This is a genomic window from Streptomyces longispororuber (genome assembly GCF_014656095.1).
In the GTDB taxonomy this organism is placed as follows: domain Bacteria; phylum Actinomycetota; class Actinomycetes; order Streptomycetales; family Streptomycetaceae; genus Streptomyces; species Streptomyces longispororuber.
In genome coordinates this window covers 16,670-40,018 of sequence record NZ_BNBT01000069.1, presented here as the reverse complement: position 1 = coordinate 40,018, position 23,349 = coordinate 16,670, and the positions used below count along the sequence as shown (strand labels likewise).

Annotated in this window: 21 protein-coding genes; 9 read left to right on the top strand and 12 right to left on the bottom strand. The window is 74.0% G+C overall.

All coding sequences use genetic code 11. The features are described from left to right. Positions 1 to 188: 188 nt before the first annotated feature. Together IE330_RS21405 and IE330_RS21400 are read right to left on the bottom strand one after the other, a co-directional pair. Positions 189 to 1,538: a transglycosylase family protein gene (locus IE330_RS21405; protein ID WP_190137698.1), complete on the bottom strand. Its 1,350-nt coding sequence runs from the start codon at positions 1,536 to 1,538 to the stop codon at positions 189 to 191. A gap of 122 nt (positions 1,539 to 1,660) precedes the next feature. Beyond that, positions 1,661 to 2,632: an acetylxylan esterase gene (locus IE330_RS21400; protein WP_190137697.1), complete on the bottom strand. Its 972-nt coding sequence runs from the start codon at positions 2,630 to 2,632 to the stop codon at positions 1,661 to 1,663. A gap of 327 nt (positions 2,633 to 2,959) precedes the next feature. Between IE330_RS21400 and IE330_RS21395 the strand changes: the two genes are divergently transcribed. Beyond that, complete coding sequence (locus tag IE330_RS21395; protein ID WP_190137696.1) at positions 2,960 to 3,130, top strand: hypothetical protein; 171 nt, start codon at positions 2,960 to 2,962, stop codon at positions 3,128 to 3,130. An 87-nt stretch (positions 3,131 to 3,217) separates the two neighbouring features. Here IE330_RS21395 and IE330_RS21390 read toward each other — a convergent pair whose 3' ends face one another. The 6 genes from IE330_RS21390 to IE330_RS21365 form a co-directional block, all read right to left on the bottom strand. Beyond that, on the bottom strand, positions 3,218 to 3,823 hold the full coding sequence (locus IE330_RS21390; RefSeq protein ID WP_190137695.1) for an HD domain-containing protein: 606 nt from the start codon (positions 3,821 to 3,823) through the stop codon (positions 3,218 to 3,220). A 660-nt stretch (positions 3,824 to 4,483) separates the two neighbouring features. Continuing rightward, the gene (locus IE330_RS21385; RefSeq protein WP_190137694.1) at positions 4,484 to 4,924 is read right to left on the bottom strand and encodes a nitroreductase family deazaflavin-dependent oxidoreductase; all 441 of its coding nucleotides are present in this window, start codon (positions 4,922 to 4,924) and stop codon (positions 4,484 to 4,486) included. 33 nt (positions 4,925 to 4,957) lie between these two features. Continuing rightward, the gene (locus tag IE330_RS21380; protein ID WP_229925814.1) at positions 4,958 to 5,617 is read right to left on the bottom strand and encodes an aspartate/glutamate racemase family protein; all 660 of its coding nucleotides are present in this window, start codon (positions 5,615 to 5,617) and stop codon (positions 4,958 to 4,960) included. A 17-nt stretch (positions 5,618 to 5,634) separates the two neighbouring features. Then, the gene (panD, locus tag IE330_RS21375; RefSeq protein WP_190137693.1) at positions 5,635 to 6,060 is read right to left on the bottom strand and encodes an aspartate 1-decarboxylase; all 426 of its coding nucleotides are present in this window, start codon (positions 6,058 to 6,060) and stop codon (positions 5,635 to 5,637) included. 158 nt (positions 6,061 to 6,218) lie between these two features. Then, positions 6,219 to 7,517: a cation:proton antiporter gene (locus IE330_RS21370; RefSeq protein ID WP_190137692.1), complete on the bottom strand. Its 1,299-nt coding sequence runs from the start codon at positions 7,515 to 7,517 to the stop codon at positions 6,219 to 6,221. A 170-nt stretch (positions 7,518 to 7,687) separates the two neighbouring features. Further along, the gene (locus IE330_RS21365) at positions 7,688 to 7,972 is read right to left on the bottom strand and encodes a GlsB/YeaQ/YmgE family stress response membrane protein (protein WP_190137691.1); all 285 of its coding nucleotides are present in this window, start codon (positions 7,970 to 7,972) and stop codon (positions 7,688 to 7,690) included. A 339-nt stretch (positions 7,973 to 8,311) separates the two neighbouring features. Here IE330_RS21365 and IE330_RS39095 point away from each other — a divergent pair, with 339 nt between their 5' ends. From IE330_RS39095 to IE330_RS21345, 3 genes are all read left to right on the top strand, one after another. After that, the gene (locus tag IE330_RS39095; RefSeq protein WP_229925813.1) at positions 8,312 to 10,927 is read left to right on the top strand and encodes an MMPL family transporter; all 2,616 of its coding nucleotides are present in this window, start codon (positions 8,312 to 8,314) and stop codon (positions 10,925 to 10,927) included. A 186-nt stretch (positions 10,928 to 11,113) separates the two neighbouring features. Beyond that, positions 11,114 to 12,286: a sensor histidine kinase gene (locus IE330_RS21350; protein WP_190137690.1), complete on the top strand. Its 1,173-nt coding sequence runs from the start codon at positions 11,114 to 11,116 to the stop codon at positions 12,284 to 12,286. 38 nt (positions 12,287 to 12,324) lie between these two features. Continuing rightward, entirely contained in the window at positions 12,325 to 13,002 is a 678-nt protein-coding gene (locus IE330_RS21345) for a response regulator transcription factor (RefSeq protein ID WP_190137689.1), read from the top strand. 51 nt (positions 13,003 to 13,053) lie between these two features. Here IE330_RS21345 and IE330_RS21340 read toward each other — a convergent pair whose 3' ends face one another. Further along, positions 13,054 to 14,316, bottom strand: coding sequence for a serine hydrolase domain-containing protein (locus IE330_RS21340; protein ID WP_229925812.1), 1,263 nt, complete (start codon positions 14,314 to 14,316; stop codon positions 13,054 to 13,056). Positions 14,317 to 14,441: 125 nt separating this feature from the next. Between IE330_RS21340 and IE330_RS39090 the strand changes: the two genes are divergently transcribed. Next, positions 14,442 to 14,951, top strand: coding sequence for a hypothetical protein (locus IE330_RS39090; protein ID WP_229925811.1), 510 nt, complete (start codon positions 14,442 to 14,444; stop codon positions 14,949 to 14,951). An 8-nt stretch (positions 14,952 to 14,959) separates the two neighbouring features. Here the strand turns inward: IE330_RS39090 and IE330_RS21330 are convergent, their stop codons facing one another. The 3 genes from IE330_RS21330 to IE330_RS21320 all read right to left on the bottom strand — a co-directional run bounded on the left by IE330_RS21330 (position 14,960) and on the right by IE330_RS21320 (position 18,120). Further along, positions 14,960 to 15,880, bottom strand: coding sequence for a phosphotransferase (locus IE330_RS21330; protein WP_229925810.1), 921 nt, complete (start codon positions 15,878 to 15,880; stop codon positions 14,960 to 14,962). 87 nt (positions 15,881 to 15,967) lie between these two features. Beyond that, on the bottom strand, positions 15,968 to 17,305 hold the full coding sequence (locus IE330_RS21325) for a Mef(A)/Tet(V) family efflux MFS transporter (protein ID WP_190137687.1): 1,338 nt from the start codon (positions 17,303 to 17,305) through the stop codon (positions 15,968 to 15,970). Then, on the bottom strand, positions 17,302 to 18,120 hold the full coding sequence (locus tag IE330_RS21320) for an inositol monophosphatase family protein (protein WP_190137686.1): 819 nt from the start codon (positions 18,118 to 18,120) through the stop codon (positions 17,302 to 17,304). Before IE330_RS21320 ends, IE330_RS21325 begins: the two co-directional genes overlap by 4 nt. 406 nt (positions 18,121 to 18,526) lie before the next feature. Between IE330_RS21320 and IE330_RS21315 the strand changes: the two genes are divergently transcribed. The 4 genes from IE330_RS21315 (at position 18,527) to IE330_RS21300 (ending at position 23,345) form a co-directional block, all read left to right on the top strand. Beyond that, the gene (locus IE330_RS21315) at positions 18,527 to 19,651 is read left to right on the top strand and encodes a Gfo/Idh/MocA family protein (protein WP_190137685.1); all 1,125 of its coding nucleotides are present in this window, start codon (positions 18,527 to 18,529) and stop codon (positions 19,649 to 19,651) included. Positions 19,652 to 19,808: 157 nt separating this feature from the next. Next, on the top strand, positions 19,809 to 21,134 hold the full coding sequence (locus IE330_RS21310) for an aspartate aminotransferase family protein (protein ID WP_190137684.1): 1,326 nt from the start codon (positions 19,809 to 19,811) through the stop codon (positions 21,132 to 21,134). An 87-nt stretch (positions 21,135 to 21,221) separates the two neighbouring features. Beyond that, entirely contained in the window at positions 21,222 to 22,013 is a 792-nt protein-coding gene (locus tag IE330_RS21305; RefSeq protein WP_190137683.1) for a sugar phosphate isomerase/epimerase family protein, read from the top strand. Positions 22,014 to 22,154: 141 nt separating this feature from the next. Beyond that, positions 22,155 to 23,345, top strand: coding sequence for an ABC transporter substrate-binding protein (locus IE330_RS21300; RefSeq protein ID WP_190137682.1), 1,191 nt, complete (start codon positions 22,155 to 22,157; stop codon positions 23,343 to 23,345). The last annotated feature ends 4 nt before the right edge of the window (positions 23,346 to 23,349 follow it).

Genomic DNA, 23,349 nt, shown 5'->3' with positions numbered 1-23,349 from the left:
GCCGCCGGCGCCCGAACAGCCGCTGCTGGCCGAGGCGTTCGCCGGGGTGCCGCCGCAGCCCGCGGTGAAGGCGTTCCCGCGCGCGGACGCCGGGGCGGCGCGCGCGTAGCGCCTCCGGCCGCCCTGGACGCCTGGCTGCGCAGGACTCCGGACGGCCTCGGACGCCCCTGGATGCCCCTGGACGCCGCCTAGATGCGGACGCCGCGTGCGCGCAGGTACGCCAGCGGGTCGATGTCCGAGCCGAACCCCGGGCCCGTGCGGATCTCGAAGTGCAGGTGCGGGCCGGAGCTGTTGCCGGTCGAGCCGGAGCGGCCGATGCGCTGCCCGGGGACGACCCGCTGCCCGGCCTTCACGGTGAGCGCCGACAGGTGGCCGTACTGCGAGTAGCGGCCGTCGCCGTGCCGGATCACCACCTGGTAGCCGTACGAGCCGCCCCAGCCGGACTCCACGACCGTGCCGGCCGCGACGGCCTGCACGGACGTACCGGTCGGCACGGGGAAGTCGACGCCGGTGTGGTAGCCCTTCGACCAGGAGCCGCCGGACGCGCGGTACGGCGTGCCGATGGACGCGGCCACGGGCACGGTGGCCCCGGACTGCGTGGCGGCCCTGGCCTTCTGGCGGCCCGCCGGCGCGGTGTCGCGCTTCGGCGCGGGCCGGGTCTCCTTGCGCGGGGCGTCCCTGGTGTCCCTGGTGTCCTTCTTGGCTTCCTTCTGGGCGGGCGGGTGCGCGCGCTGCTTCTCCTGCTGGCGCACCTGCCGCTTCTCGGTCCGCTCGCCGCCGGGGCGCTCCGCGGGCCTGCGGCGCTCGGGCGGGCGCGGGGGCTGCTTCAGCCTGCCGTCGGCGCCGCGCAGGGACAGGCGCTGGCCGGGGGTGATGAGGTCCGGGTCGTCGCCGATGGTGCGCCGGTTGCTCTCGTAGAGCTGCGGCCAGCCGCCGGTGACGCGGCGCTCGTCGGCGATGCCGGAGAGGGTGTCGCCGCGTACGACCGTGTACATGCGGGCGGTGCCCGCGGTGGACTGCGGCGTCACCTCGGGCTTGACGTCCTTGACCGTGCGCCGCGGGACCTGGGGCGCCGTGCGTCCGCCGTCGGTCTTGGCGTCGTTGGCCGTGCCCGTGCGCTTCTGGGGCGCGGTGGCGGGCTTGAGGTCCGGGGTGTCGCCGCCCCGGGTGAGGCCCGCCCGCACCGAGCACACGGGCCAGGCGCCGGGGCCCTGCCCGTCGAGGACCTTCTCGGCGACGGCGATCTGCTGGGCCTTGGTGGCGAGGTCGGCGCGCGCGGCGTAGGCCGTGCCGCCGTAGGCCTCCCAGGTGGACTGGGTGAACTGGAGGCCGCCGTAGAAGCCGTTGCCGGTGTTGATGCTCCAGTTGTTCGTGGACTCGCAGGCGGCGACCTTGTTCCAGGTCTCCACGTCCGCCGCGTGGCCCGTGCCCGCCGACACCAGCGGCAGGGCGATGCCCGCGCCGCCCGCGGTGACGGTGAGCGAGGCACGGTTGATCCGGCTCGGCTGGTACCGGCGGTGCCGGCCTCGTAAGGCCATGAAAGCCCCCTCAGACACGCGAATGTTCGCGAAGGTCACACGTCAGCCACGGACAAGCCCGCAAGCTAGCCGCTCCGCCATGGCCGTGACAAGAGCGGGCGGCCGAAAGGACGGTGAACAGGTCAGTTCCGCAAATGCCCCGGAAGCCACCGCAGTTGTACATCCTGTTGGAATACGCCGCCGCCTTCATGGTCGTTGAAGCGGTACACCTCCATCGACCTTTCGCGCCCCGCGTAGGAATTGAACGCGGCGAAGACCGTGGACGGCGGGCACGTCTCGTCCTCGAGTGCCGCGGAGAACAGCGCGGGCGCCCGGCCGCGCGCCGCGAAGTGCACGCCGTCGAAATACGAGAGCGTCCGGAACACCCGCTCCTCCTGCCCGCGCCGCGCCCGCAGATAGAGCGCCACCTCCTGGTACGGGGGGCGTGACGAGAGGGTCGTCGCGCGCGGGAAGTCGCACAGGAACGGCACGTTGGAGCAGATCGCGGCGAGGTCGGGCACGAGTCCGGCGACGGCGAGGGCGACGCCGCCGCCCTGGCTGTCGCCCACGGCGGCCACGCGCGCGGCGTCCACCAGGGGGTGGGCGCGGACGGCCTCGACGGCGCGCACGGCGTCGGTGAAGACCCGGCGGTAGAAGTAGCCGTGCGGGTCCTCGATCCCGCGCGTCACGAACCCGGGGTACGCGGGCCCGCTCGCGCCCGGGTCCGGGGTGTCCCCGACCGAGCCGCCGCTGCCCTGGCCGCGCGTGTCCATGATGAAGTACGCGAACCCGGCCGCCGCCCACACCAGCCGCTCGTGCGGCAGCCCGCGCCCGCCGCCGTACCCGATGTACTCGACCACGGCGGGCAGCGGCTCGTCCGTCCCGGCCGGGAGCAGCAGCCAGCCCTTGACGGGGTGACCCCCGAAACCCGCGAATGTCACGTCGAATACGTCGATCAGCGCCAAAGGCACGTCGACGCGTTCGAAGCGGACGTCGATGTCGTACGCGCGCGCCGCCGAAAGCGTCTTCTCCCAAAAGGCGTCGAAATCCTCGGGTTCCGGCAATTCCGGGCGGTAGCGGCGGAGTTCCTCGAGCGGCAGGTCGAAATGGGGCACGGGTGGTTCCTCCTCGGTACGTGCTTTCCGGGATCACGGTACGCCGCGCCGCCCCGCCGCCGACCGGACGCGTCGCTACCGCACCCGCGTGACCTGCGGTACCTACGGCGTACCTACGGCGTGGGCGGTACGCCGCGCGGCACACCGCTGCTGCGGCTGCGGCTGCGGCTGCGGCTGCGGCTGCGGCCGATCATGTCCGGGTGGCGCGCATGCGGCGCGGAATCGCGGGTAACGGAGCGCACGGCACGCCCGACGCGTCGCGCGGCGGCGTGCCGCGAGCACGCCTGTGCCGCACCTGTGCCACACCTGGAAGAAACGGACCCCCACGTGAATGCCACCGAACAAGTCACCGCGCCGATCTACGACCGGCTGATAGCCGAGCACGGCGACGTGGTCGCCGACGTGGCCCGCGTCGCGGAGCAGACCCGGCGCCACGCCGCCGCGGTCCTGGATTTCGCCGGGGCGGCGAAGGGCGGTGAGGACGCCGACGGGGAGTAGCCCGCCCGACCTGCGGCACACGCCACGACGCCACGGACGACGCCCTCACGCGGCCCCCTCACCCGGCCCCGCGGAGGCGCACACGGCTCAGGTCCGATCGAGCGGGTGGGACGCCGCCCGCCCGGCCCACTCCCCCGCCAGCAGGCGCGCCGCCGCACAGCCCGGCTTGCGCGCGGCCTGTTCCTGGAAGAGGCGTACGAAGGACCGGGCGAAGTCCAGCCGGGGGTACGCCGCGACGAGCGCGTCCCGGAAGGACGGGGCGAAGGCGTCGAGGCCGGACCCCGACACATCCGCGCTGGTGCCCACCTGCAACATGCGGCTCTCGACGTCCACTTCCGGTGCCACGTCGTCGCGCATGTGGAGCACGATCAGCTCGGCCGCCCGGTCGCGTCGCCGGGTCGGCCAGCCGAGCCCGGCGGTGAACACCCGGGCGAGGTGCCCGCCCGCCTCCTCGAACGGCAGCGTGTGGCTGTCGAAGGGCGCGACGAGCGCGAGGTCGTGCAGGAGCGCGGAGACGAAGAACAGCTCGCGGTCGAAGTCCAGGCCCCGCTCCTCGGCCCAGGCGGCGCCGAAGCAGTACGACCGCACCGAGTGGTGGTACAGCGCCGGGCCGGCGTACTCCTCGCACACCAGCCGCGCGGCCTCCGCCGCCCGCCCGCCCGGTGGGCGCACCCCTGCGACCTCGCCCAGCATCCCTCGTCTCCCTTCGCCGGTCACCCCGGGGCCGTGCACGGCGGCACGGCCCGCTCCTCGCAGCCCCGTACCCGTGCCTGGCCACCGCGGGCGGCGTACCGGCGGGACGGCGGGCCGTCGGGGCCCCTCGTACGGAGTGCGGTGCTTGGAGTCTCCCGGGCGGAAATGATCGACGGCAGCGGCATCCGTGCCACGTCCCGGCGAAATCCTGCCAGGACGCGGGCCGGGGGCCGCTCCGAGGCGGAGCGGCCCCCGGCGGGGCGCGGGACGACGAGTGACGGCCCCGCTGCCCTGAGGTCCGCGCTCAGCTCATCGGCTCCGGAGTCGGGTCCGGGTCCGGCACGGGGTCGGGCCCCGGCGGCTTGGGCACCGGGGACGGCGGGGGCTCCGGTACGGGCCCGGGGGCCCGGGCGGGGCCTTGTGGCTGCCCCGGGTCGGGCGGCGGGGCGGGCGCCGGGTCCGGGAGGGGGCCCGGGGTCGGCCCGGGCGGGACGGGGTCGGGGAACGGGTGCGTCATGCTTCCTCCCAGGGTGCGGAGGTGAGGGCCCGGCGCTGAGGCTCGGGCCCGTCGGCCGTATCCACTCTCTCCCGCCTCGCGTGCCCACGCCCGCGCAGTCCAGTCCTGCGCGCCGCTGGAGCCGGGCCCGGGTGCGGCGGGGGTCAGCCCTCCGTGCGCCGGAGCCGCACCACCGGAATGTCCCGCTCCGTCTTCTCCTGGTACTCCGCGTACGGGGCGAAGATCTCCACCAGGCGCGGCCAGACGCGCGCCTTGTCCTCGGGCGACAGGGTGTCGGCGCGGGCGGCGAACCGCTCGGTGCCCACGCGCAGGCGGACGTCGGGCTCGTCCCGCAGGTTGCGGTACCACAGGGGGTGCTCGGCGGCGCCGCCGTTGGAGGCCACCACCAGGTAGTCGTCGCCGTCGCGGCCGTAGATGAGGACGGTGCGGCGCCACAGGCCGCTGCGGCGGCCGCGGTAGTCGAGGAGCAGGCAGGGCGCGCCCTGGATGGTCGTCCCCTTGGTGCCGCCCGACTCCTCGTAGAGGCGGGCCTGTTCGGCCACCCAGCCGGTGGGACTGATCACCACGTCATCGTGTGAAGTCATGGCCAAACCCTAGGCCGGACAGGTGGCCGCCGCCTACGCCGTACCGGGATCCGGGCACGGGAATCCGCACACCGCCGCGGCGGCGCGCAACCCCGGGCGCGGGCTGGCGAGCACGGGAACGGGCACGTCGGCGCGGGTCGCGGCGTCCGCCATGGAGGCCTGGGCGAGCACGACGACGTCGGCCCCGTCCGCCCCCACCCGTTCGACGGCGGCGGTGACGAGCCGCAGGTACCCCTCCCGGTCCCCGGCGGCGAACCGCTCCCAGGCATCCTCGACCAGGACGGCGCGGACGTCGACGCGCCGCCCGGCGCGGCCGGCCTCCTCCTCGACGAGGGCGACGGTCGGCCCCAGGGTGCTGGCGACCGAGGCGACGACCGCGACCGCGGGGCCCACCGCGACGGCGGCGGCCGCCATGGGCCGGTCGACCCGCAGTACGGGCACGCCGACGTCGGTGGCCAGGGACTCGGCCACGCCGCCGAGCGTCGAGCACGTGCACAGCACGGCGTGCGCCCCCTCGGCGGCGGCGCGCTCGAGCACGGCCCGCACCGCGCCCACGTCGGGCCCCGCCCGGCGGGCCCGGTCCAGCAGCCCTTCGTCGACGTGGTGCCGCAGGGCGAGCCCCGGGTGATCTGTGTCACGCAGCGCGTCGAAGACCGGGACGTGGACGGGTGAGGTGTGCAGCAGCCCCAGCACGGGCAGCGCCGACGCCCTCAGTCCCGCACCACGGCCTGCGGGGAGCGCGCCATGTCACCGGCACCGGGCACCGGCGCCCCGGCATCGTCCCCGAGCGCCACCACGCGGTTGTCCGCGTCGACGTGCACGACCCGCGGCCGCCACGCCCGCGCCTCGGCGTCGTCGACCTGCGCGTAGCTGATGATGATCACCTTGTCCCCGGGGTGCACCAGATGCGCCGCCGCACCGTTGATCCCGATGACACCGCTGCCACGCTCACCCTCGATGGTGTACGTCTCCAGCCGCGCCCCGTTGGTGACGTCGACGATGTGCACGAGCTCCCCGGGCAGCAGATCGGCGGCGTCGAGCAGATCCGCGTCAATGGTGACGGACCCCACGTAGTGCAGGTCGGCCTGGGTCACGGTGGCTCGGTGGATCTTGGACTTGAACAGAGTACGCAGCACTTTGGACTCCTGTAAGACGGCTCCCTGCCTGCTTTGTGCAGGTCAAGGGCGTCATTCACTCTACATGGGCACGCGTTGGCGTTGCCGGCCGTGAGCGGCCTTCGGAGGGGGTGCTGCGACTGGTCGTACCCGGTGCCGCCCGGCGCGGTGCGGTTCCGCTACGGCCGTCCTCGATGGGGCTCCTTGCGCGCAGGCGCCTCGTGTCCACGCTCGGTCGCCCGGCGTCGGTCCAGGCCGGTCACCACCGGGCCGGCCGTGATGCCGTGCAGGAGGACCGATGCCAGCACGGTGAAGGTCACCACCGCCCACAGCTCCCGCTCCGGCACGGGGAAGTCCTGTTGGCCGAGCGCGTAGGCGAGGTAGTACAGGGAGCCGATGCCCCGGATGCCGTAGATCGCGATCACCCGGCGCTCCCGGCGCTCGACGCCGCCCCCGAGGAGCCCGGCCCAGCCGCACAGCGGCCGGACGACCAGGAGCAGCAGCAGCCCGACGACGGCGCCGCGCCAGGTCAGCGGGGCGAGGCCGCCCAGCGCGACGAAGGCGCCCAGCAGGAACAGCAGCACGGCGGTGAGCAGGCGCTCGATCTGCTCGACGAAGTCGTGCAGCACCTTGTGGAAGCCGTGGGCGCGCTCGGCCGCCCGCACGGCGCACGCGGTGGTGAACACGGCGAGGAAGCCGTAGCCGCCCGCGAGTTCGGTCAGCCCGTACGCCAGGAAGGTCGCGGCCAGCGCGACGAAGCCCTCCCGGTACTCGGACAGCCGCAGCACCCGGGAGCTGGTGCGGAAGAACAGCCAGCCCAGCAGCCGGCCGATCAGCAGTCCGCCGAGGACACCGACGGCGCACTTGAAGGCGACGTCCTTGACCAGCCAGGTGCCGAACCAGTCGGCCGACCAGCCGCTGCCCGCGGTGGCGGCCAGGGCGACGGCCGCGTAGGTCAGGGGGAAGGCGAGTCCGTCGTTGAGGCCCGCCTCGCTGGTGAGGGCGAAGCGCACCTCGTCCTCGTCGTGCTCGTCCTCCGTGGGCTCCCCGACCCGCATCTCCGAGGCCAGTACGGGATCGGTCGGGGCGAGGACCGCCGCCAGCAGCAGGGCGGCGGCCGGCGGCCAGCCCAGCAGCCACCACGCCACCAGCGCGGTGCCGAGGACGGTCAGCAGCATCGTGATGCCGAGCAGCCGCCACGTCGAGCCCCACAGCCGTCGGCCGACGGGCCGGTCGAGCGCCAGCCCGGCACCCATCAGCGCGATGATGATGCAGACCTCGGTGACGTGCTCCGCCACGACCCTGTGCTCCACCGGGTCGACCTCCGGCAGCGGCAGCGGCAGCAGGTAGGCGCCGATGCCGCCGGCCAGGAACACGACCGGCAACGACAGCGGCCGCCCCGCGACCACCCGGGGCAGCACCGCCGCGAGCAGCGCTCCCACGCCCAACCACACGAACACCACGTCGGCGATCGTCACTGCGTCGTGCCTGTCCTTTCCCTGTCGCCCAGGTGTGTCGTCCGTGCCTCGGTGGGCGGCGCGGTGCCGGGGAGACGTGCGGAAGAAACGCCCCCGCCGGTGGGCGGGGGCGTTCGCGACGGTGTTTCAGGGTGTGGCGCGCCGGGCCACGCCCGCTGTGGGGGCCCGCCTCACGCGTGGGCGTGCCCGCGCCGGTGTCCCCGGCCGGTGACCATGCGGTACAGCGCGAGGAGGATGACCGAGCCGACGATGGCCGCGATCCAGGTGGAGAGCTCGAAGAAGCCGTCGATCGAGTCGACCCCGAAGATCACCTTGCCGAGGAAGCCGCCGAGCAGGCCTCCGGCAACACCGATGAGCATGGTGACGATGATTCCGCCCGGGTCCTTGCCCGGCATGAGCGCTTTGGCGACAGCGCCCGCGAGCAGACCGACGACTATCCATCCGATGATGCCCATAGCAGTGTTCTCCCTTGCGTCCGGTTCACCGAACGTGTGTCCCGGAAACACCACGTCAAACGGCGGTCGGTGACGTGTGGAGAGCGCCGGGAACGGTTCCCCCGGCCCCTGCCCCCGGCCCCTTGCCCTGGCCCCGGGCCCTCGCCCGCACGGCCCCCGCACGGCGCCGAGACGCCTCCTCATGTCACCGTCGCGGACGTCGTACTCCGTGAGGACATCGCGCGCGTCCCGTACGTGATTTCCGGTAGTCGGATTGTCGCGGTGGGCACGACGACGGAGCGGGGTCCGCGCCGGAAGCCTGGAGGGGTTCCCGAGACCAGAGATGCGGAGACCCCTTCCATGGCGACTTTCCTCTACCGGCTGGGCCGGGCGGCCCTGCGGTGGCGACGCCGCGTCGTCCTGCTGTGGGTGGCCGTCCTGGCCGTCGCCGGCGTCGGCGCGCTCAGCGCCTCCGACCCCCCGGACGACTCGTCCTCGATGCCCGGGATCGAGGCGCAGGAGGCGTTCGACCTGATCAACGAGCGGTTCCCGGGGGCCGAGGCGGAAGCGGCGAGTGCCCGGATCGTCTTCGTCGCCCCCCATGGGGAGCGCGTCACCGCCACCGCGCACCGCGAGGCCATCGGCACGTTGGTGAGCGACGTGGCCGACGGGCCGCAAGTCGCCGACGCGACGGACCCGTTCGACGGGCGGGGGGTGAGCGAGGACGGTACGACGGCCTACACGACCGTCACGTACGAGGTGAAGGACGACGACGTCTCCGCCGCCGCCAAGCGCGACCTGGAGGACGCCGTCGAGCGGGCCCGGGGCTCGGGGTTGACCGTCGAGACCGGCGGCAGCGTCCTGGAGAGCCAGGCGGCCGCCGGGACGGGTGAGGTGGTGGGCGTCCTCGTCGCCGCGCTGGTGCTGCTCGTCACCTTCGGGTCCCTGGCCGCCGCCGGGCTCTCGCTGCTCAGCGCCCTCGTCGGCGTCGGCGTCAGCCTGACCGCGGTCATCGCCCTGGGCAGCGTCCTCGGCCTGTCGTCGACCACCGGCGAACTGGCCATGATGATCGGGGTGGCCGTCGGCATCGACTACGCCCTGTTCGTCGTGAACCGCTACCGCCAGGAGCGGGCCGCGGGGCACGGCCCGCGGGAGGCGACCGGGCTGGCCGTGGGCACCGCCGGTTCCGCGGTCGTCTTCGCCGGGCTCACCGTCGTCATCGCGCTGGCCGGTCTCTCGGTGGTCGGCGTGCCGCTGCTGACCAAGATGGGGCTGGCCGCCGCGGGCGCCGTCCTGACCGCCGTGCTCGTCGCGCTGACCCTGACCCCGGCGCTGCTCGGCTTCTGGCCGGACGCCGTCCTCGCGCGCCGCGTCCGGTATCCGGGCCGGGGCCGTGGCCTTGGCCGGGGCCGTGGTCACGGTGGCCGTGGTGGTGGTCGTGGTCGTAGTCGGGGGAACGGTCGGCGTGAGCGCCGTGCTCTCCGACGTGGTGTACGTCGTCCCGGGCTCCGGGGTGGCGCCGGGGAGGGCGGGAAGGCCGGCTCGGCGGCGCGCGGGGCGGGGGCTCCGGGGGAAGGCCGGGCGGGGGCTCCGGCGGAGGGTCGGGCGGGCGGTGCCGCGGAGGGCCGGTCGGGCGCGCCTGCCGAGTTCCGGGTCTCCAACGACCGTCCTGCCGAAGGGAGTTCGGCCGGTCCGTCCCCCCGGGGCGAGGGTGCCGAGGGGGCGTCCTCGCGCTGGGTGCGCTTCGTGCTGCGCCGCCCCCGGCCCGTCCTGCTCCTCACGGTCGCCGGTCTGGGCGCCCTCGCCGTGCCCGTGACGGACCTGCGCCTCGGCATGCCCGGTGACGAGGCGAAGTCCACGACGACCACGGAGCGCCGCGCCTACGACGCCCTCGCCGACGGCTTCGGCCCGGGGTTCAACGGCCCCCTGACCATCGCCGTGGACCTGCGGGGCGCCGCCGACCCGGAGGCCGCCACGGAGGCCGTCGCCGCGCGGATCGCCGCCACCGACGGCGTCGTGTCCGTCTCCCCCGCGCGGTTCGACGCGGCGCGGCACACCGCGGTGCTCACCGCCACCCCGGCCACCGCCCCCACCAGCGAGCGGACCGAGGAGCTCGTCCGCGCCATCCGTGACGAGCGCCCCGCGACCGCGTCCGCGACCGGGGCGTCCTTCGAGGTCACCGGGGTCACGGCGCTGAACATCGACGTCGCGCGGAAGATGCGGGGCGCCCTCGTGCCCTACCTCTCGGTCATCGTCGGCCTGGCCTTCGTCCTGCTGATGGTGGTGTTCCGCTCCGTGCTGGTGCCGCTCAAGGCCGCCCTCGGCTATCTGCTGTCGGTGCTCGCGGCCCTCGGCGCGCTCGTCACGGTCTTCCAGCACGGCCACGGCGCGGGCCTGCTCGGCGTGGAGCAGACCGGGCCGGTCATGAGCCTGATGCCGATCTTCCTGGTGGGCATCGTCTTCGGTCTCGCCATGGACTACCAGGTCTTCCTGGTCTCCCGGATGCGCGAGGCGTACCTGCGCGGGGAGCGGCCCCGCCAGGCCGTCGTCACGGGGTTCCGCCACAGCGCCCTGGTGGTGGCGGCGGCCGCGCTCATCATGACGGCGGTGTTCTCCGGGTTCATGACCGCCGGCGACTCCATGATGACGATGGTGGGCTTCGGTCTCGCCACGGCCGTGCTGCTCGACGCCTTCGTCGTGCGCATGGCGTTCGTCCCCGCCGTCCTGGCCCTGCTCGGCGAGCGGGCGTGGTGGCTGCCCCGCTTCCTGGCACGGTCGCTGCCGCGCGTCGACGTGGAGGGCGAGGCCCTGTTCCACCGGACCGCCACCGTCCCGTCCCCGGCGGGCCCGACGGCAGGCGACCAGGCACGCGACCAGGCACGCGACCAGGCGGGCGACGACACCGGCGGCGATCCCCGTACCGACACCGGTACGGCTGATACCAACGCCAACTCAACCGGTCTCCGCCGCCGTTGACCGTACCGGCAAGGCACGCGGTGGTGGCCCCCGCCCGCGTGCGGCGGGGGGCCGTGCGCGGGGCCCACCCGGCGCGGGGCCCACCCGGCGCGGGGCCCACCCGGCGCGGGGGCCCCGCCGCACAACCCCCCGCCGGGCCGCCACGTCCTTCACCGTGGGCCCGTACCCCCGACCGGGAGGGACGCCATGCTCACCGTCCGGCGGTACGCCGACCGTCACCCCCGGCTCGTCGAGGGGGCCTTCCTGGTGCTGCTGTGCACGGCGACCGGTGCTCAGTACGACCGCGGCGGGCCGGGGTTGTGGCCGGGGCTGCTCCTCTCGACGGGGGCGTGCCTGTCCCTGCTCGCGCGGCACAGGCGGCCGCGGCCGGTCGTGGCGTGCACCGGGTTCTGCGCCGCCGTCTCCGCCGCCCTCGGGTACCCGGTCACCGTCCTGCTCCTGCTCCCGGTCCTCGTCGCCATGTACGCGCTGACCGTGCGCGCGCCGCGCCGGACGGCCCACCTGTTCTGCGCCGCCGTCGTCGCCCCGGTCGTCCTGGCCGCGCTCGTCTCCGACCGGAACCACGAGAACTGGGGGGACAAGACGGTCGTGCCCGCGTTCTGGATCACCGCGTCGGTCGTCCAGGGCTCGGCGGTCCGGGCGCGGCGCGCCTATCTGGACGCCGTGCGCGCCCGCGCCGAGCACGCCGAGCGCACCCGTGAGGCGGAGGCGCGCCACCGCGTCGCCGAGGAGCGCGTCCGCATCGCCCGCGAGCTGCACGACGTGGTCGCCCACCACATGGCGCTGGCGCACGCCCAGGCCGGTACGGCCGCCCACCTGGCCCGCGGCCACCCGGACCAGGCCGAGCGGATCCTCGGCGAGCTGACCGGCACCACCTCGGCCGCGCTGCGGGAACTCCAGGCCACGGTCGGGCTGTTGCGCCACCCCGATGCCCCCGAGGACGTACGGGAACCGGCCCCCGGCCTGGCTCGACTGCCCGAGCTGGTCGCCGCCTTCGCCTCCGCCGGGCTGGAGGTCGTCGTCACGGTCGACGGCGAGGAGCGGCCGCTGCCGCCGGGGGCGGACCTGACCGCTTTCCGGATCGTGCAGGAGGCGCTGACCAACGTCGCCAAGCACGCGGGCGCGGCCACCGCGCGGGTCAGGCTCGCGTACACGCGCGACCGGCTGACCCTGACGGTCCGCGACCACGGCGGCGCGGCGCCACGGCCCCCCGCGCCGGGCGGCGGCTTCGGGGTCATCGGCATGCGGGAGCGCGCCCGCTCGGCCGGCGGTCACCTGCACGCGGGGCCGCACCCCGAGGGCGGCTACGCCGTCACCGCCGAGCTCCCCTTCCACCGCGGGCCGCGGGAAGGGCCCTGATGACCGCCTCCGTCCGCCGCCCCCGGGAAGGCTGCCCGATGACCGCTCCCCTGCGCGTGCTGCTCGCCGACGACCAGACCCTGTTGCGGGCCACGTTCCGCCTGCTCATCGACTCCTGCGCGGACATGGAGGTCGTCGACGAGGCCGCCGACGGCGGGGAGGCCGTCGCACTCGCCCGGCTGCACCGCCCCGACGTCGTCGTCATGGACATCCGCATGCCCGGCACCGACGGGCTCGCGGCGACGGCCGCGATCTGCGGGGACCCCAAGCTGGCGGCGACGCGGGTGCTCGTGCTCACCACGTTCCAGACCGACGAGCACGTCGCCCGGGCCCTGCGGAACGGCGCGAGCGGCTTCCTCGGCAAGGACGTCTCCGCCGACGGGCTGCTCGACGGGATCCGCACCGTGGCGGCCGGCGACGCGCTCCTCTCCCCCGCCGCGACGCGCTCGCTCATCGCCCGGTTCCTCACCACGCCCGACCCCGCCGCCGGTCCGGTGCCGCCGGTGGACCTCGCCGCCCTCACCGCCCGCGAGCGGGAGGTCATGGCGCTGGCCGCGGAGGGCAAGTCGGACGCGGAGATCGCCGGGGAGCTCTTCGTCAGCCCGCTGACCGTGCGCACGCACGTGCAGCGGGCCAAGACGAAGCTCGGGGCCCGCGACCGCGCGCAACTGGTCGTGCTCGCCTACCGGTCGGGCCTTGTCCGCCCGCCGTACTGACGCCCCGGCCGCCGGGCCGTCGCGGGGAGGGCGTCACGGGGGGGCGTCCCGTCAGCCGCCCTCCGCGCGGACGCGGTCGGCGATGCCCAGGGTCAGCTCCTCGGCCTGCTCCTCCAGGTTCCACGCGCCGTCGCGGTAGGCGTGGTTGCTGATCCAGAACACGAGGACGTCGTCGCGCAGGGACCGGCTCACCAGCCCGAGCGACCAGTCGTTGCCTCCGTCGTGCCAGGCGAGGCGGCCGTCCGGGGTGTCGCGGACGCTCCAGCCGTAGCCGTACGCGTCCTTCGACCCCGGCTGCCGTACGTGCGGCGCGAAGAGCTTCTCCCGCGCCCGGGCGGGCAGCACGTCGTCGCCCAGGAGCGCGCGGTGCCACCGCAGCATGTCCGGGGCGGTGGAGAGCATGCCGCCGTTGCCGCGCAGGTTCCAGTACGGCCCGTCGGCGGCCCAGGGGTGGTCGAAGGGCCTGCCCTTGCTCCGCCCCGCGCTGTCGTACTCCACGGCGACCAGGTGGCGCGGCCGGCGGGGCAGCACGTAGCCGGTGTGCTCCATCCCGGCGGGGGCGAACAGGTGCCGGTTCAGGAACCATTCGTACGTCTCCCCGGACGCCTCCTCGACGATCACGGCGAGGAGGCTGTAGCCGGTGTTGGAGTAGTGGAACTCCTCGCCGGGGGCGGACCGGAGCTCCGAGGCGAGGGCCCGGCGCACCAACTCCTCGCGCGACAGCGGCTCGTAGTCGTCACCGAGCCCCTCGACCAGGCCCGACGTGTGCGTGAGCAGGTGCTCGACCGTGATGCCGCGCTTGTCCCCGGGTACGGGCCGGAGCCGGTCGAGGTGGCGGCTGACGGGGTCGGTGACCCGGAGCCTGCCCATCGCCTCCAGCTTCACGATCGCGGCCGCGGTGAACTGCTTCGTCATCGACATGACGTCGTACACGGTGCGGCAGCTCGCGGGGGTGCCGGCGGCGCGGTCCGCCGCCCCGAACCCGCCGCAGTACGCGAGCCGGTCGCCGCGGGCGGCGACCACGGTGCCACCGGGCCCGGCGGGCAGGGTACGGCGGAGGAAGTCGGCGACCGACTCCCCGGCACGGGCCCCGGCCGCCGTGGTGCGCGCCGCCGACTCCCCGGCGCGGGGCGCGGCGGCGCACCCGCCGAGGAGCAGCAGCGCGGCGAGGGCGGCGGCAGCGGGCGTACGGCGGCGGTGGCCGGTCCTGCGGGGGTGGCCGTTCCTGTGGGGGTGGTGGCGCGGGCAGGTCCGCGTGGGGAAGCGGTGGTGCGGGCAGGCGTGGGGGCGGTCAATCGGCAGGGGCGTGGACACGTGGCCTCCGGAGTCGGGAATGCGGCGAGGCTGACCGGCGCCCTCACCACCCCTCAAGGCGTTAGGCTGTTCGAGCTTGTGCGAGACCGTGTACGTCGAGGTCAGCCTGGGTCAGGGGGGTCACGATGACCGCAGCACCACCTACTCCGCCGGTCACCGACGCGGCCGCCTTCGTGGCGGAGCTGCGCCGCCTCAAGGCGTGGTCGGGCCTCAGCTACCGCCAGTTGGAGCGCCGCGCGGCGCAGGCGGGCCACTGGCTGCCGTACTCCACGGCGGCGACCATGCTCGGCAGGGACCGGCTGCCCCGCGCGGAGCTGGTGGCCGCGTTCGTGGCGGCCTGCGGACTGCGCGGGGACGAGGCGGAGGCGTGGCTTGACGCCCGTACGGCCCTGGTGTGCGGGCGGCCCGCCGCGGCCGCGCCGCCGGAACCGGGCAGGGGGTCGTGGACGGCCCGGCGGGGGCTCGCCGTGGCCGCGCCGACGGCACGGGGCAGGGGGTCGTGGCGGTCCCTCCGGGTGCTCGCCGCGGCGGTCGCCGCCGCTGTCCTCGGCGGGGCGTCGGCGGGTGGTGCCTTCGGCGAGGACGTGGAGACCGAGACGGCGCGCACGGCGCTCCACGCGTCGGGCTCCTCCTGAGCCGTACGTCATGGCGCCCCGGGCGCGCCCTCCGCGAGGTGGTCGAGGGTCTCGGTGAAGCCCTTCCAGGCCGTCTCGGTGTCCTCGGAGCGGTCGTGCGGGCCCCGGAACCACGCCACGAACTCGGCGACGTCCAGCAGGCTCCAGCGCAGCCGGTACAGCGCGAGCGCGGTGGCGTCCGGGGTGCGGCCGGTCAGCCGGGTGTAGCGGGCGAGGTCCGCGGGGTCGCCGGAGTGCAGGGACAGGTCGCGCTCGGGCAGGGCGAGCCCCACGGTGTCCCAGTCGACGAGCCGGTAGCCGTCCGCGCCGAGGATGAGGTTGCCGGGGTGCGGCTCGCCGTGCGTGACGACGAGGGGCGCGCCGCGGCCCCGTACCTCGGCGGCCATCGCGTCGAACTCCGCGCAGCGGGCGCGGAGCGTCGCGGCGTGCGCGGCGAGGAGTTCCCTGGCCGGCTCGGCGAACGGGCCGCCCGTCCAGGGGGCTTCCAGGTGGTCAAGCGCCTCGCGGACGTCGCCCAGCCCGGCGGGCTCCAGGGTCGTCGGCGGCGTGGTCTCCGGCGGCGTCCTGCCGTGCAGCTCCGCCAGGAGGTCGAGGACCTGGTCGCGCTCGGCCGTCGACAGCCGCTGCCCGAACTCGCGCGCGCGGCCCGGCACATGAGGGAAGAGCGTGAGGGCGTAGCGCGCGTCCAGGGCGACGACGGAGCGGCCGTCCGCGGCCGGGACGGGCGCGACGACGAAGCCGAGCCCGTCGCGCTCGCGCAGGGTGCGCGCGGTCTCCATGGCCCGGCGCAGTCCCTCCAGGGCCGCCGCGGCCCCGTGCCCGCAGTACTCCTTGTGCTCCAGGTCGGACACGGTGGCGAACCACCGCCCGCCGGTCTCGTCGACGACCTCCCAGTGGTGGTCCCCGAACCCGACGGGGGCGTAGGACACCCGGGTCGGGGTGACACCGAATCCTTTCAAAGCATCCCATAGGAGTTTTTCATCGAGTTCTTCCGGAAGATTCTGCATAGCGGCACGCTAGCAACTCGTGTGCTTGGTAGGGAAGTTGACGTCGAAGGTCTTCATACGGCGGAGCGGGGAGCAGAGCAGCAGCGGCGCCACCACGATCAGCGCCCCCGCGAGCACCCACAGAGCCGTGCGGACGCCCAGGTGGGCCGCGAGCGCGCCGCCGATCAGGGCGCCGAGGGGGGCCACGCCCCAGACCGCGAAGCGGAAGATCGCCGACACCCGACTGAGCAGGCCCGGCGGGCAGGCCCGTTGGCGGTAGGTGACCTGGAGGATGTTGAAGGCCGTGACGCCGACGCTGATGGCGACGTGGGCCAGGGCGAACAGCGCGATCCGCCAGTCGTCGCCGGTCAGTGGCGTCAGCAGCAGGAACGGGGCCGCGACGGGCACGGCGAGCACGGCCGTGCGGGCGTCCCCGAAGCGGTGGGCCAGGCGCGGGGTCAGCCACGCCCCGAGCAGCGCGCCGACCGCGCCGGACGCGAGGAGGACGCCGACCAGGCCGGGGGCGACGCCCACGGTCCTGCTCAGGAACACCACGTCCAGCGCGAACGCCCCGGAGAAGACGAGGTTGTTGAGGCAGGCCGAGAGCGCGAAGGCGCGCAGCACCGGGTGGCCGCGGACGAAGCGCAGCCCTTCCCAGGTCTGCCGGGCCAGGCCGTGCGGCGGCCTGGGCGGCTTCGCCTCGGGCACCGCGATGCGCCACAGGAGCACGGCCGAGACGGCCGAGGCGACGGCGTTCGCCGTCAGCGCCCAGTACGCGCCGAGCCCCTGCACGGACAGGCCGCCGAGTCCCGGTCCGCCCAACTCGGCTCCGGAGCGCACCAGTTGGAGCGCGCTGTTGCCCTGGATCAGGCGGTCGTCGCTGACCAGGTGCGGCAGGTAGCTGTGGTCGGCGATGTCGCCGAACAACTGGGCGCCGCCGAGCAGCAGGGCCACACCGTAGATCATCGGCAGCGTGAGCACACCGCCCGCCCACGCGAGCGGCAGCGCCGCCAGGGCCACGCACCGGACCACGTCGGAGGCGATCATGACACGGCGCAGACGCGCCCGCTCGACCAGCGCCCCCGCGGGCAGGCCGAGGACCAGATACGCGGCGAAGTAGGCGCTCTCGATCAGGGCCGTCTGCCAGGCCGACGCGTCCAGCGCGAGGACCGCGGTCAGCGGCAGCACGACGAGCGTCGCCGCGGCGCCCGTCTCGTTGAGCACGTGCGAGCCGACGAGGAGGCGGAAGCCCGCGCGCCTGGCACGCAGGGCCGCCGAGCCGAGATGCGGCGTCGCGGCGTCGGCCGTTCCGGCAGCGCCGCGGTCCCGGTCGTGCTCCCCCGCCGCCTGCCCCTGCCGCGTCGTCACTCCGGCCCGACCAGCGCGCGCAGTTCCTCGGCGACGGCCGGGGCGCAGGCCAGGGTCAGCGCGTCGTCGGGCGGGCCCGCGGCACCTCCCACCCAGGCGCCGGCCTCCTGGGCGATGAGCACTCCGGCGGCGCGGTCCCACGGCCGCAGGTCGGCCTCGTAGTAGCCGTCCAGACGGCCGGCGGCCACCCAGCACAGGTCGAGGGCGGCCGAGCCGCTGCTCCGCAGATCGCGGACGCGGCGCACCACGCGGGCGGCGCACGCGGCCTGCCGGTCCCGTACCTCAGCGTCCGAGCTGAACCCCGTGGAGATCAGGGCCTGCGCGAGCCGGTCCACGCGGGAGGCGGCCAGGGCCCGGCCGTCACACGTCGCACCCCGGCCGCGGATCGCGGCGAAGGTCTCGCCGCGGCAGGGGTCGTGGACGACGCCGACCGTGACCACCCCGGCGCGTTCGGCGGCGAGCGAGACGGCGAAGGCCGGATATCCGGCGACGAAGTTCGCGGTGCCGTCGAGCGGGTCGACGACCCAGCGCACACCGGAGCGGCCGGGCCGCTCGCCGCCCTCCTCGCCGAGGATGCCGTCGTCGGGCCGGTAGGTCCTCAGGAGCTCGACGACGCACTCCTCGCTCCGCCGGTCGTGGTCCGTCACGAGGTCCGCGGGTGAGGACTTCGTCCGTGCGGCGGGCCGGCCCGCTGCCGCTCCGCGGAGCAACAGGTCACCCGCCAAGTGGGCTGCTTTGGTTGCGAGTTGAAGCAATGCGGTGTCACCAACGGCATGTGCCAAGGACACGGGCTCCCCCTTGTCGCGTACACGCATCCATGTAAAGCTAGCACCAAGTCGTTCCACGCGTGTGTACCGCGTCGAGTTCCGCTCGACGAGCGGGAACTCACCTTCCGTGCACGTGCCTCGTGGCCCTTGCGGACGCACGGGGGATTGAGCCAGCTTCAGTAGGTAGAACGATGTCCGGGCACTGAGGAGACCTTCGTGGAAATCCGCACTGCCGTAGCGGAGAGATAGTTCGGCCGACGCGTTTCGGCCGCCATCACCGGAGTAATTGAGCCAGGGTTCCGTTTCGCCGGTCCCTCTTCTCCTTCCTGGACGTGGTCCTGGAGTTTCTCGGCGGCTTCCATGGAACCGCCGTGCGCCACCCGGCTCTTTTCAGCCGCCCTGCCGTCCCGCCCCGCCCCACCCCGTTCTCGCCCCGAAAACAGGAGTTGGTGCCGTGCAGACAGAACGTATCCGTGTGGGTGTCATTGGCTGTGGCACCGTCGCCCAGATCATGCACTTGCCGTATCTGCGAGACCTGTCCGACCATTTCGAGATCGCCGCGCTCGGCGACCTGTCCCCCGGCCTTCTGGACCACGTGGGCGAGCGGTACGCGGTGCCCGCCTCCCGGAGGTTCACGGACCACCGGGCGCTGCTCGACACCGACGTGGACGCCGTCCTCGTCCTCAGCGGCGGCAGCCACGCCCCGCAGGTCCTGGCCGCCGCCGAGGCGGGCAAACACGTCTTCGTGGAGAAGCCGCTGTGCTTCACCCTCCGGGAGGCGGACCTGATCGACAAGGCCGTCGCCCGCGCCGGCGTATGCCTGATGGTCGGCTACATGAAGCGCTTCGACCCCGGCTTCCGCTGGGGACAACGCCTGGTCGGCGCCGTCGACGACGCCCGCTTCATCCAGATCGACACGCTGCACCCGAGCGAGGACCAGTACATCGACATCCATGGCGTACGCCGCTTCGACGACGTGCCGCGCGAGGTCGCGAGGCGGGAGCACCGCGTCGCGGAGGAGCTGCTCGACGAGGCCGTGGGGGCGGTGTCCGACGCGCTGCGCTTCGTCTACCACGACGTATTCCTCGGCAGCATGGTGCACGACATCAACGCCCTGCGGGCCTTGGTGGGCGCACCCGAGGACGTGCTCTTCACCGACATCTGGCCCCCGGACTCGCGCTTCCCGTCCGTGAACACCGTCCTGCGGCATTCGGGGGAGCTGCGCACCAGCTACACCTGGACCTACCTCGACCACGTGCGCGACTACTTCGAGGAGATCGCGGTCTTTTCCCCGACGCAACGGGTCCGCATCCAGTTCCCCTCACCCTTCCTCAAACACTGGCCTACGCCCGTCGTCGCCCAGAGCATGGAGGACGGCGCCCATGTGGAGAAGCGCGTACAGGTCTCGTACGACGAGGCCTTCCGCGAGGAACTGCGCGCGTTCCACTCCTGCGTGACGGAGGGCGCGCCGGTGCTCACCGACGTACAGGACGCCAGGGCCGACATCGCGCTACTCCAGCAGGTGTTCGCCAGGAGTGGTGTTCGCGGTCTCGGTGGGGAAGCGGCCAGGTACCGCTGAGCCGTTCCCGCATCGGGGCCTGGCCGCCGACCGCACGAGCTGCGCAATTCTTGCGCGCATTCCGGCAGTTACCGCCCGGGCAATCGATAAGCCCCTTGCGGAACTCCTGTGAAGGTAAAGCGAACGCCAAAACGGCAGAAAGGCCGGAGCGAAGCACATGACCCCCACAGCCATGCCCGTGTCCACCGAGCACACCATCGCGCTGGAGAAGCGTCACCGCCTGCCCGGTGGTCAGACGATGACAGACCTGGCGGGACTCGTCGTGGACCGGGCCCGCAACGCCGAGGTGTGGGACACGGACGGCAAGCGCTACATCGACTTCTTCACCGGTGTGGGCGTGTGCAACATCGGGCACTCCCATCCGCGGTTCCTGGCCGACGTGCAGGAACAGCTCGCGGCGTGCGCCGTCGGCACCTTCTTCACCGACGTGCGCTCGCGCTACTACGAGCTGCTGTCCTCCCAACTTCCCGAACGGCTGGGCCGGATCCACATGTTCTCGACCGGCAGCGAGGCCGTCGAGGCCGCCGTGAAGCTGGCGCGGGCCGCCACCGGCCGACACGAGGTCGTCAGCTTCTGGGGCGGCTTCCACGGCAAGACCCAGGGCGCGCTCGGCCTGCACGGCGGGCCCCGCAAGCGCCACTCCGGACCGTTCCCGCCCGGCTCCCACCAGGTCCCGTACGCCTACTGCTACCGGTGCCCGCTCCAGCTCGCGCACCCCGCCTGCGGCCAGCGCTGCGTGGAGGTGGCCGAGGAGTCCATCGAGAACAGCACGCTCGGCGACGTCGCCGCGATCATCGTCGAACCCGTCCAGGGCACCAACGGCAACATCGTCCCCCCGGCCGGCTACCTGCGCGCGCTGCGCCGCCTCGCCGACCGGGTCGGGGCGCTGCTGATCCTGGACGAGGTGATCACCGGCTTCGGCCGGACCGGCTCCCTGTTCGCCTTCCAGCACGAACCCGAGGCCTCCCCCGACGTCGTCGTCCTCGGCAAGGCCATGGCCTCCGGCGTGCCCGCGAGCGCCGTCGTCAGCCGGTCCGAGCTGGTCGAGGGCACACCCTTCGCCGCGCCCAGCGCGGCCGCATCGACCTTCGGCGGCAACCCGCTGGCCAGCGCCGCCGCCCTCGCCACCCTGCGCATCCTGCTCGACGAGGGGCTGCCGGAGCGGGCGGACCGGCTGGGCGCATCCGTGGCCCGGCGCCTCGCCTCCTGGACGGAGGAGTTCCCGTTCGTGGGGAACGCCGCCTGCGCGGGCCTCATGATCGGCGTGGAGCTGGTCGAGCCGGGGACGCGGCACCCGCTGCCGAAGGACGTCACCCGCGGCGTCTTCCAGCACCTCCTGGCCGAGGGCGTCCTGGCCATGGCGTACGACAGCAGGATCCGGATCTACCCGCCGCTGAGCATCCCGCCGGAACACCTGGACGAGGGGCTGGCCGCCTTCGAGAGGGTCTTCAGGTCGCTGTCCCACACCCTCGCCCGGCGGTGACGCCCGGCTGAGCGCCGACGCGCCGGTGGCGCGCGGACGTCCGGGCCATCTCTCGCAGATCTCGTACTCGTAGCTGAGGAGCGTTCCATGGAACTTGGGTGTGTCGTGCGCGGCGCCCCGGAGGCCGAGCAGGCCGCGGAGCTGCCGCTGGACTATCTGGAGCTCAAGGGGGACCTGCTGTGTGTCGACAGGTCAGAGCTCGGCGCCCTGCACCGCCGCCTGCGCGCGGCGGGGCTGCCGTACCAGGCCATGACGTCACCGCTCCCGCGACGCTTCCGGTGCCGGGTCGTGGGTCCGGACGCGGACCACGCGCGGGCCCTGGAGGTGTTCCGGGACCTGTGCGACCGCGGGGCGGCTCTCGGGGTGCGCGTCGTCGTCCTCGGCAGCGGTCAGGCACGCGGCATCCCCGCCGGCTTCCCGGCCGAAACGGCGCTCGAGCAGTTCCGGGACTTCCTGGGCCGGGCCCGGGACACGGCCGCCGCACTCGGCATGACGGTCGCGCTCGAACCGCTGAACCGCACGGAGACCAACTTCGTGAACTCCTGCGCCGAGGCCCGAGGCGTGCTCGACGGCCTGGACGGGCACGGCGTGCGGATCACCGCCGACTGCTTCCACATCATGAGCGAGGACCTGTCCGTGGCCGCGGAGGTGTCCGCGGCCGGGAGCGCCATCGGGCACGCGCACACCTCGTCCCTGCCCCGCGGCAGCGGCGACTTCCACGAGGGCGCGCAGAAGGAGTTCGTGGCGAGCCTGCTGGCGGCCGGGTACCGGGGCGGACTGACCGTCGAGGACGACTTCGGTGACTTCGGGCGCGAGGCGGCCCGGGCCGTGGACGTCTTCCGGCGCCTCCTGGCCGCCGCCGGGCCGTCCCCTTCCTGAGCCCGCCCCGCCCTGCCCCGGGGCGACCCAGTCACCCAGTCCCAACTTCCCCACTGACAGAGCCTCGTGGCCCGTCCCGTCCTGGAAGCCGCCCCGGCCCACGAGGTCTCCAGGGACGTCCGAGGCACCTGAGGAGTCCGTATGGCACTGAGCTTCCTCACCGACCACACCTCTCCCCTCATGCGCGGATTCGCCGACGAGGTCGTCGCCCGCTGGAACGGACAGCACCCCGGCACCCCGGTGTCCCTGTCCGTCCTCGACCACGAGGAGCTGCGGGACCGGCTGCACGCCGGGCTCACCGGCGGGGAGCCGCCGGACGTCATGACCTGGTTCGCGGGCAACCGCATGCGCGCCCTCGTCGACCAGGGACTCATGCTCGACATCTCCGGCATGTGGCGCGCGGAGGGGTTCGCCGATGTCTACCTGCCCCGCTTCACCTCCATGACCGGCGGTATGGGCCCGTCGTGCTTCCTGCCCACCTCCCACTACTGGTGGGCCGTGTACTACCGGCCCTCGGTCTTCGCCGACCTGGGCATCCGCACGCCCCTGACGACCTGGCCGGAACTCACGGCCGCCTGCGACCGGCTGCGTGCGGCCGGCGTCGCGCCGTTCTCGCTGGGCGCCCGGTACCGCTGCCCGGCGGCGGCCTGGTTCGACTACCTGAACATGCGCCTCAACGGCCCCCGGTTCCACGCGTCGTTGCTGGAGCTGCGGGTGCCGTACACGGACAGCCGCGTGACCAAGGTGTTCGACTTCTGGCGGCGCCTCGTCGAGCAGGAGTGGTTCCTCGGCGACCCCGCCGCGTACGACGAGGAGGAAGCGGTCGCCGCCGTGCTGCGGGGCGAGGCCGGGATGACGCTCGTGGGGGCCTACGCCACCGACGAGTACACCCCGCCCGACGAGCCGGACATCGACTTCTTCCGCTTCCCGGTGATCGACCCGGCCCTGCCCGTCGGCGAAGACACCCCCGTCGACGGCTACTTCGTCGCCGGTACGAGCCCCTCGCCGGAGGAGGCCACCGCGTTCCTCGCCCACCTGGGCTCGCGCGAGGTGCAGCAGTTGACGATCGAACGCCTCACCACCCTGCCGACCCGCACGGACGTCGACGTCACGCGCGGCGGCCGGCACGTCGCCAAGGGCATGGAGATCGTCCAAGGGGCCGACCACCTGTTCCAGTTCTACGACCTGGACACGACCTGGGAACTCTCGAACACGGGCATGACGGCGTTCGTGTCGTTCCTGCGCGAACCGTCCCGGGCCACGGAGCTGCTGGGCGAGGTGGAGGCCGCGCGACAGGAGCACCTGCGGGAGGCGACCACCGCACCGGCCTGAGCGG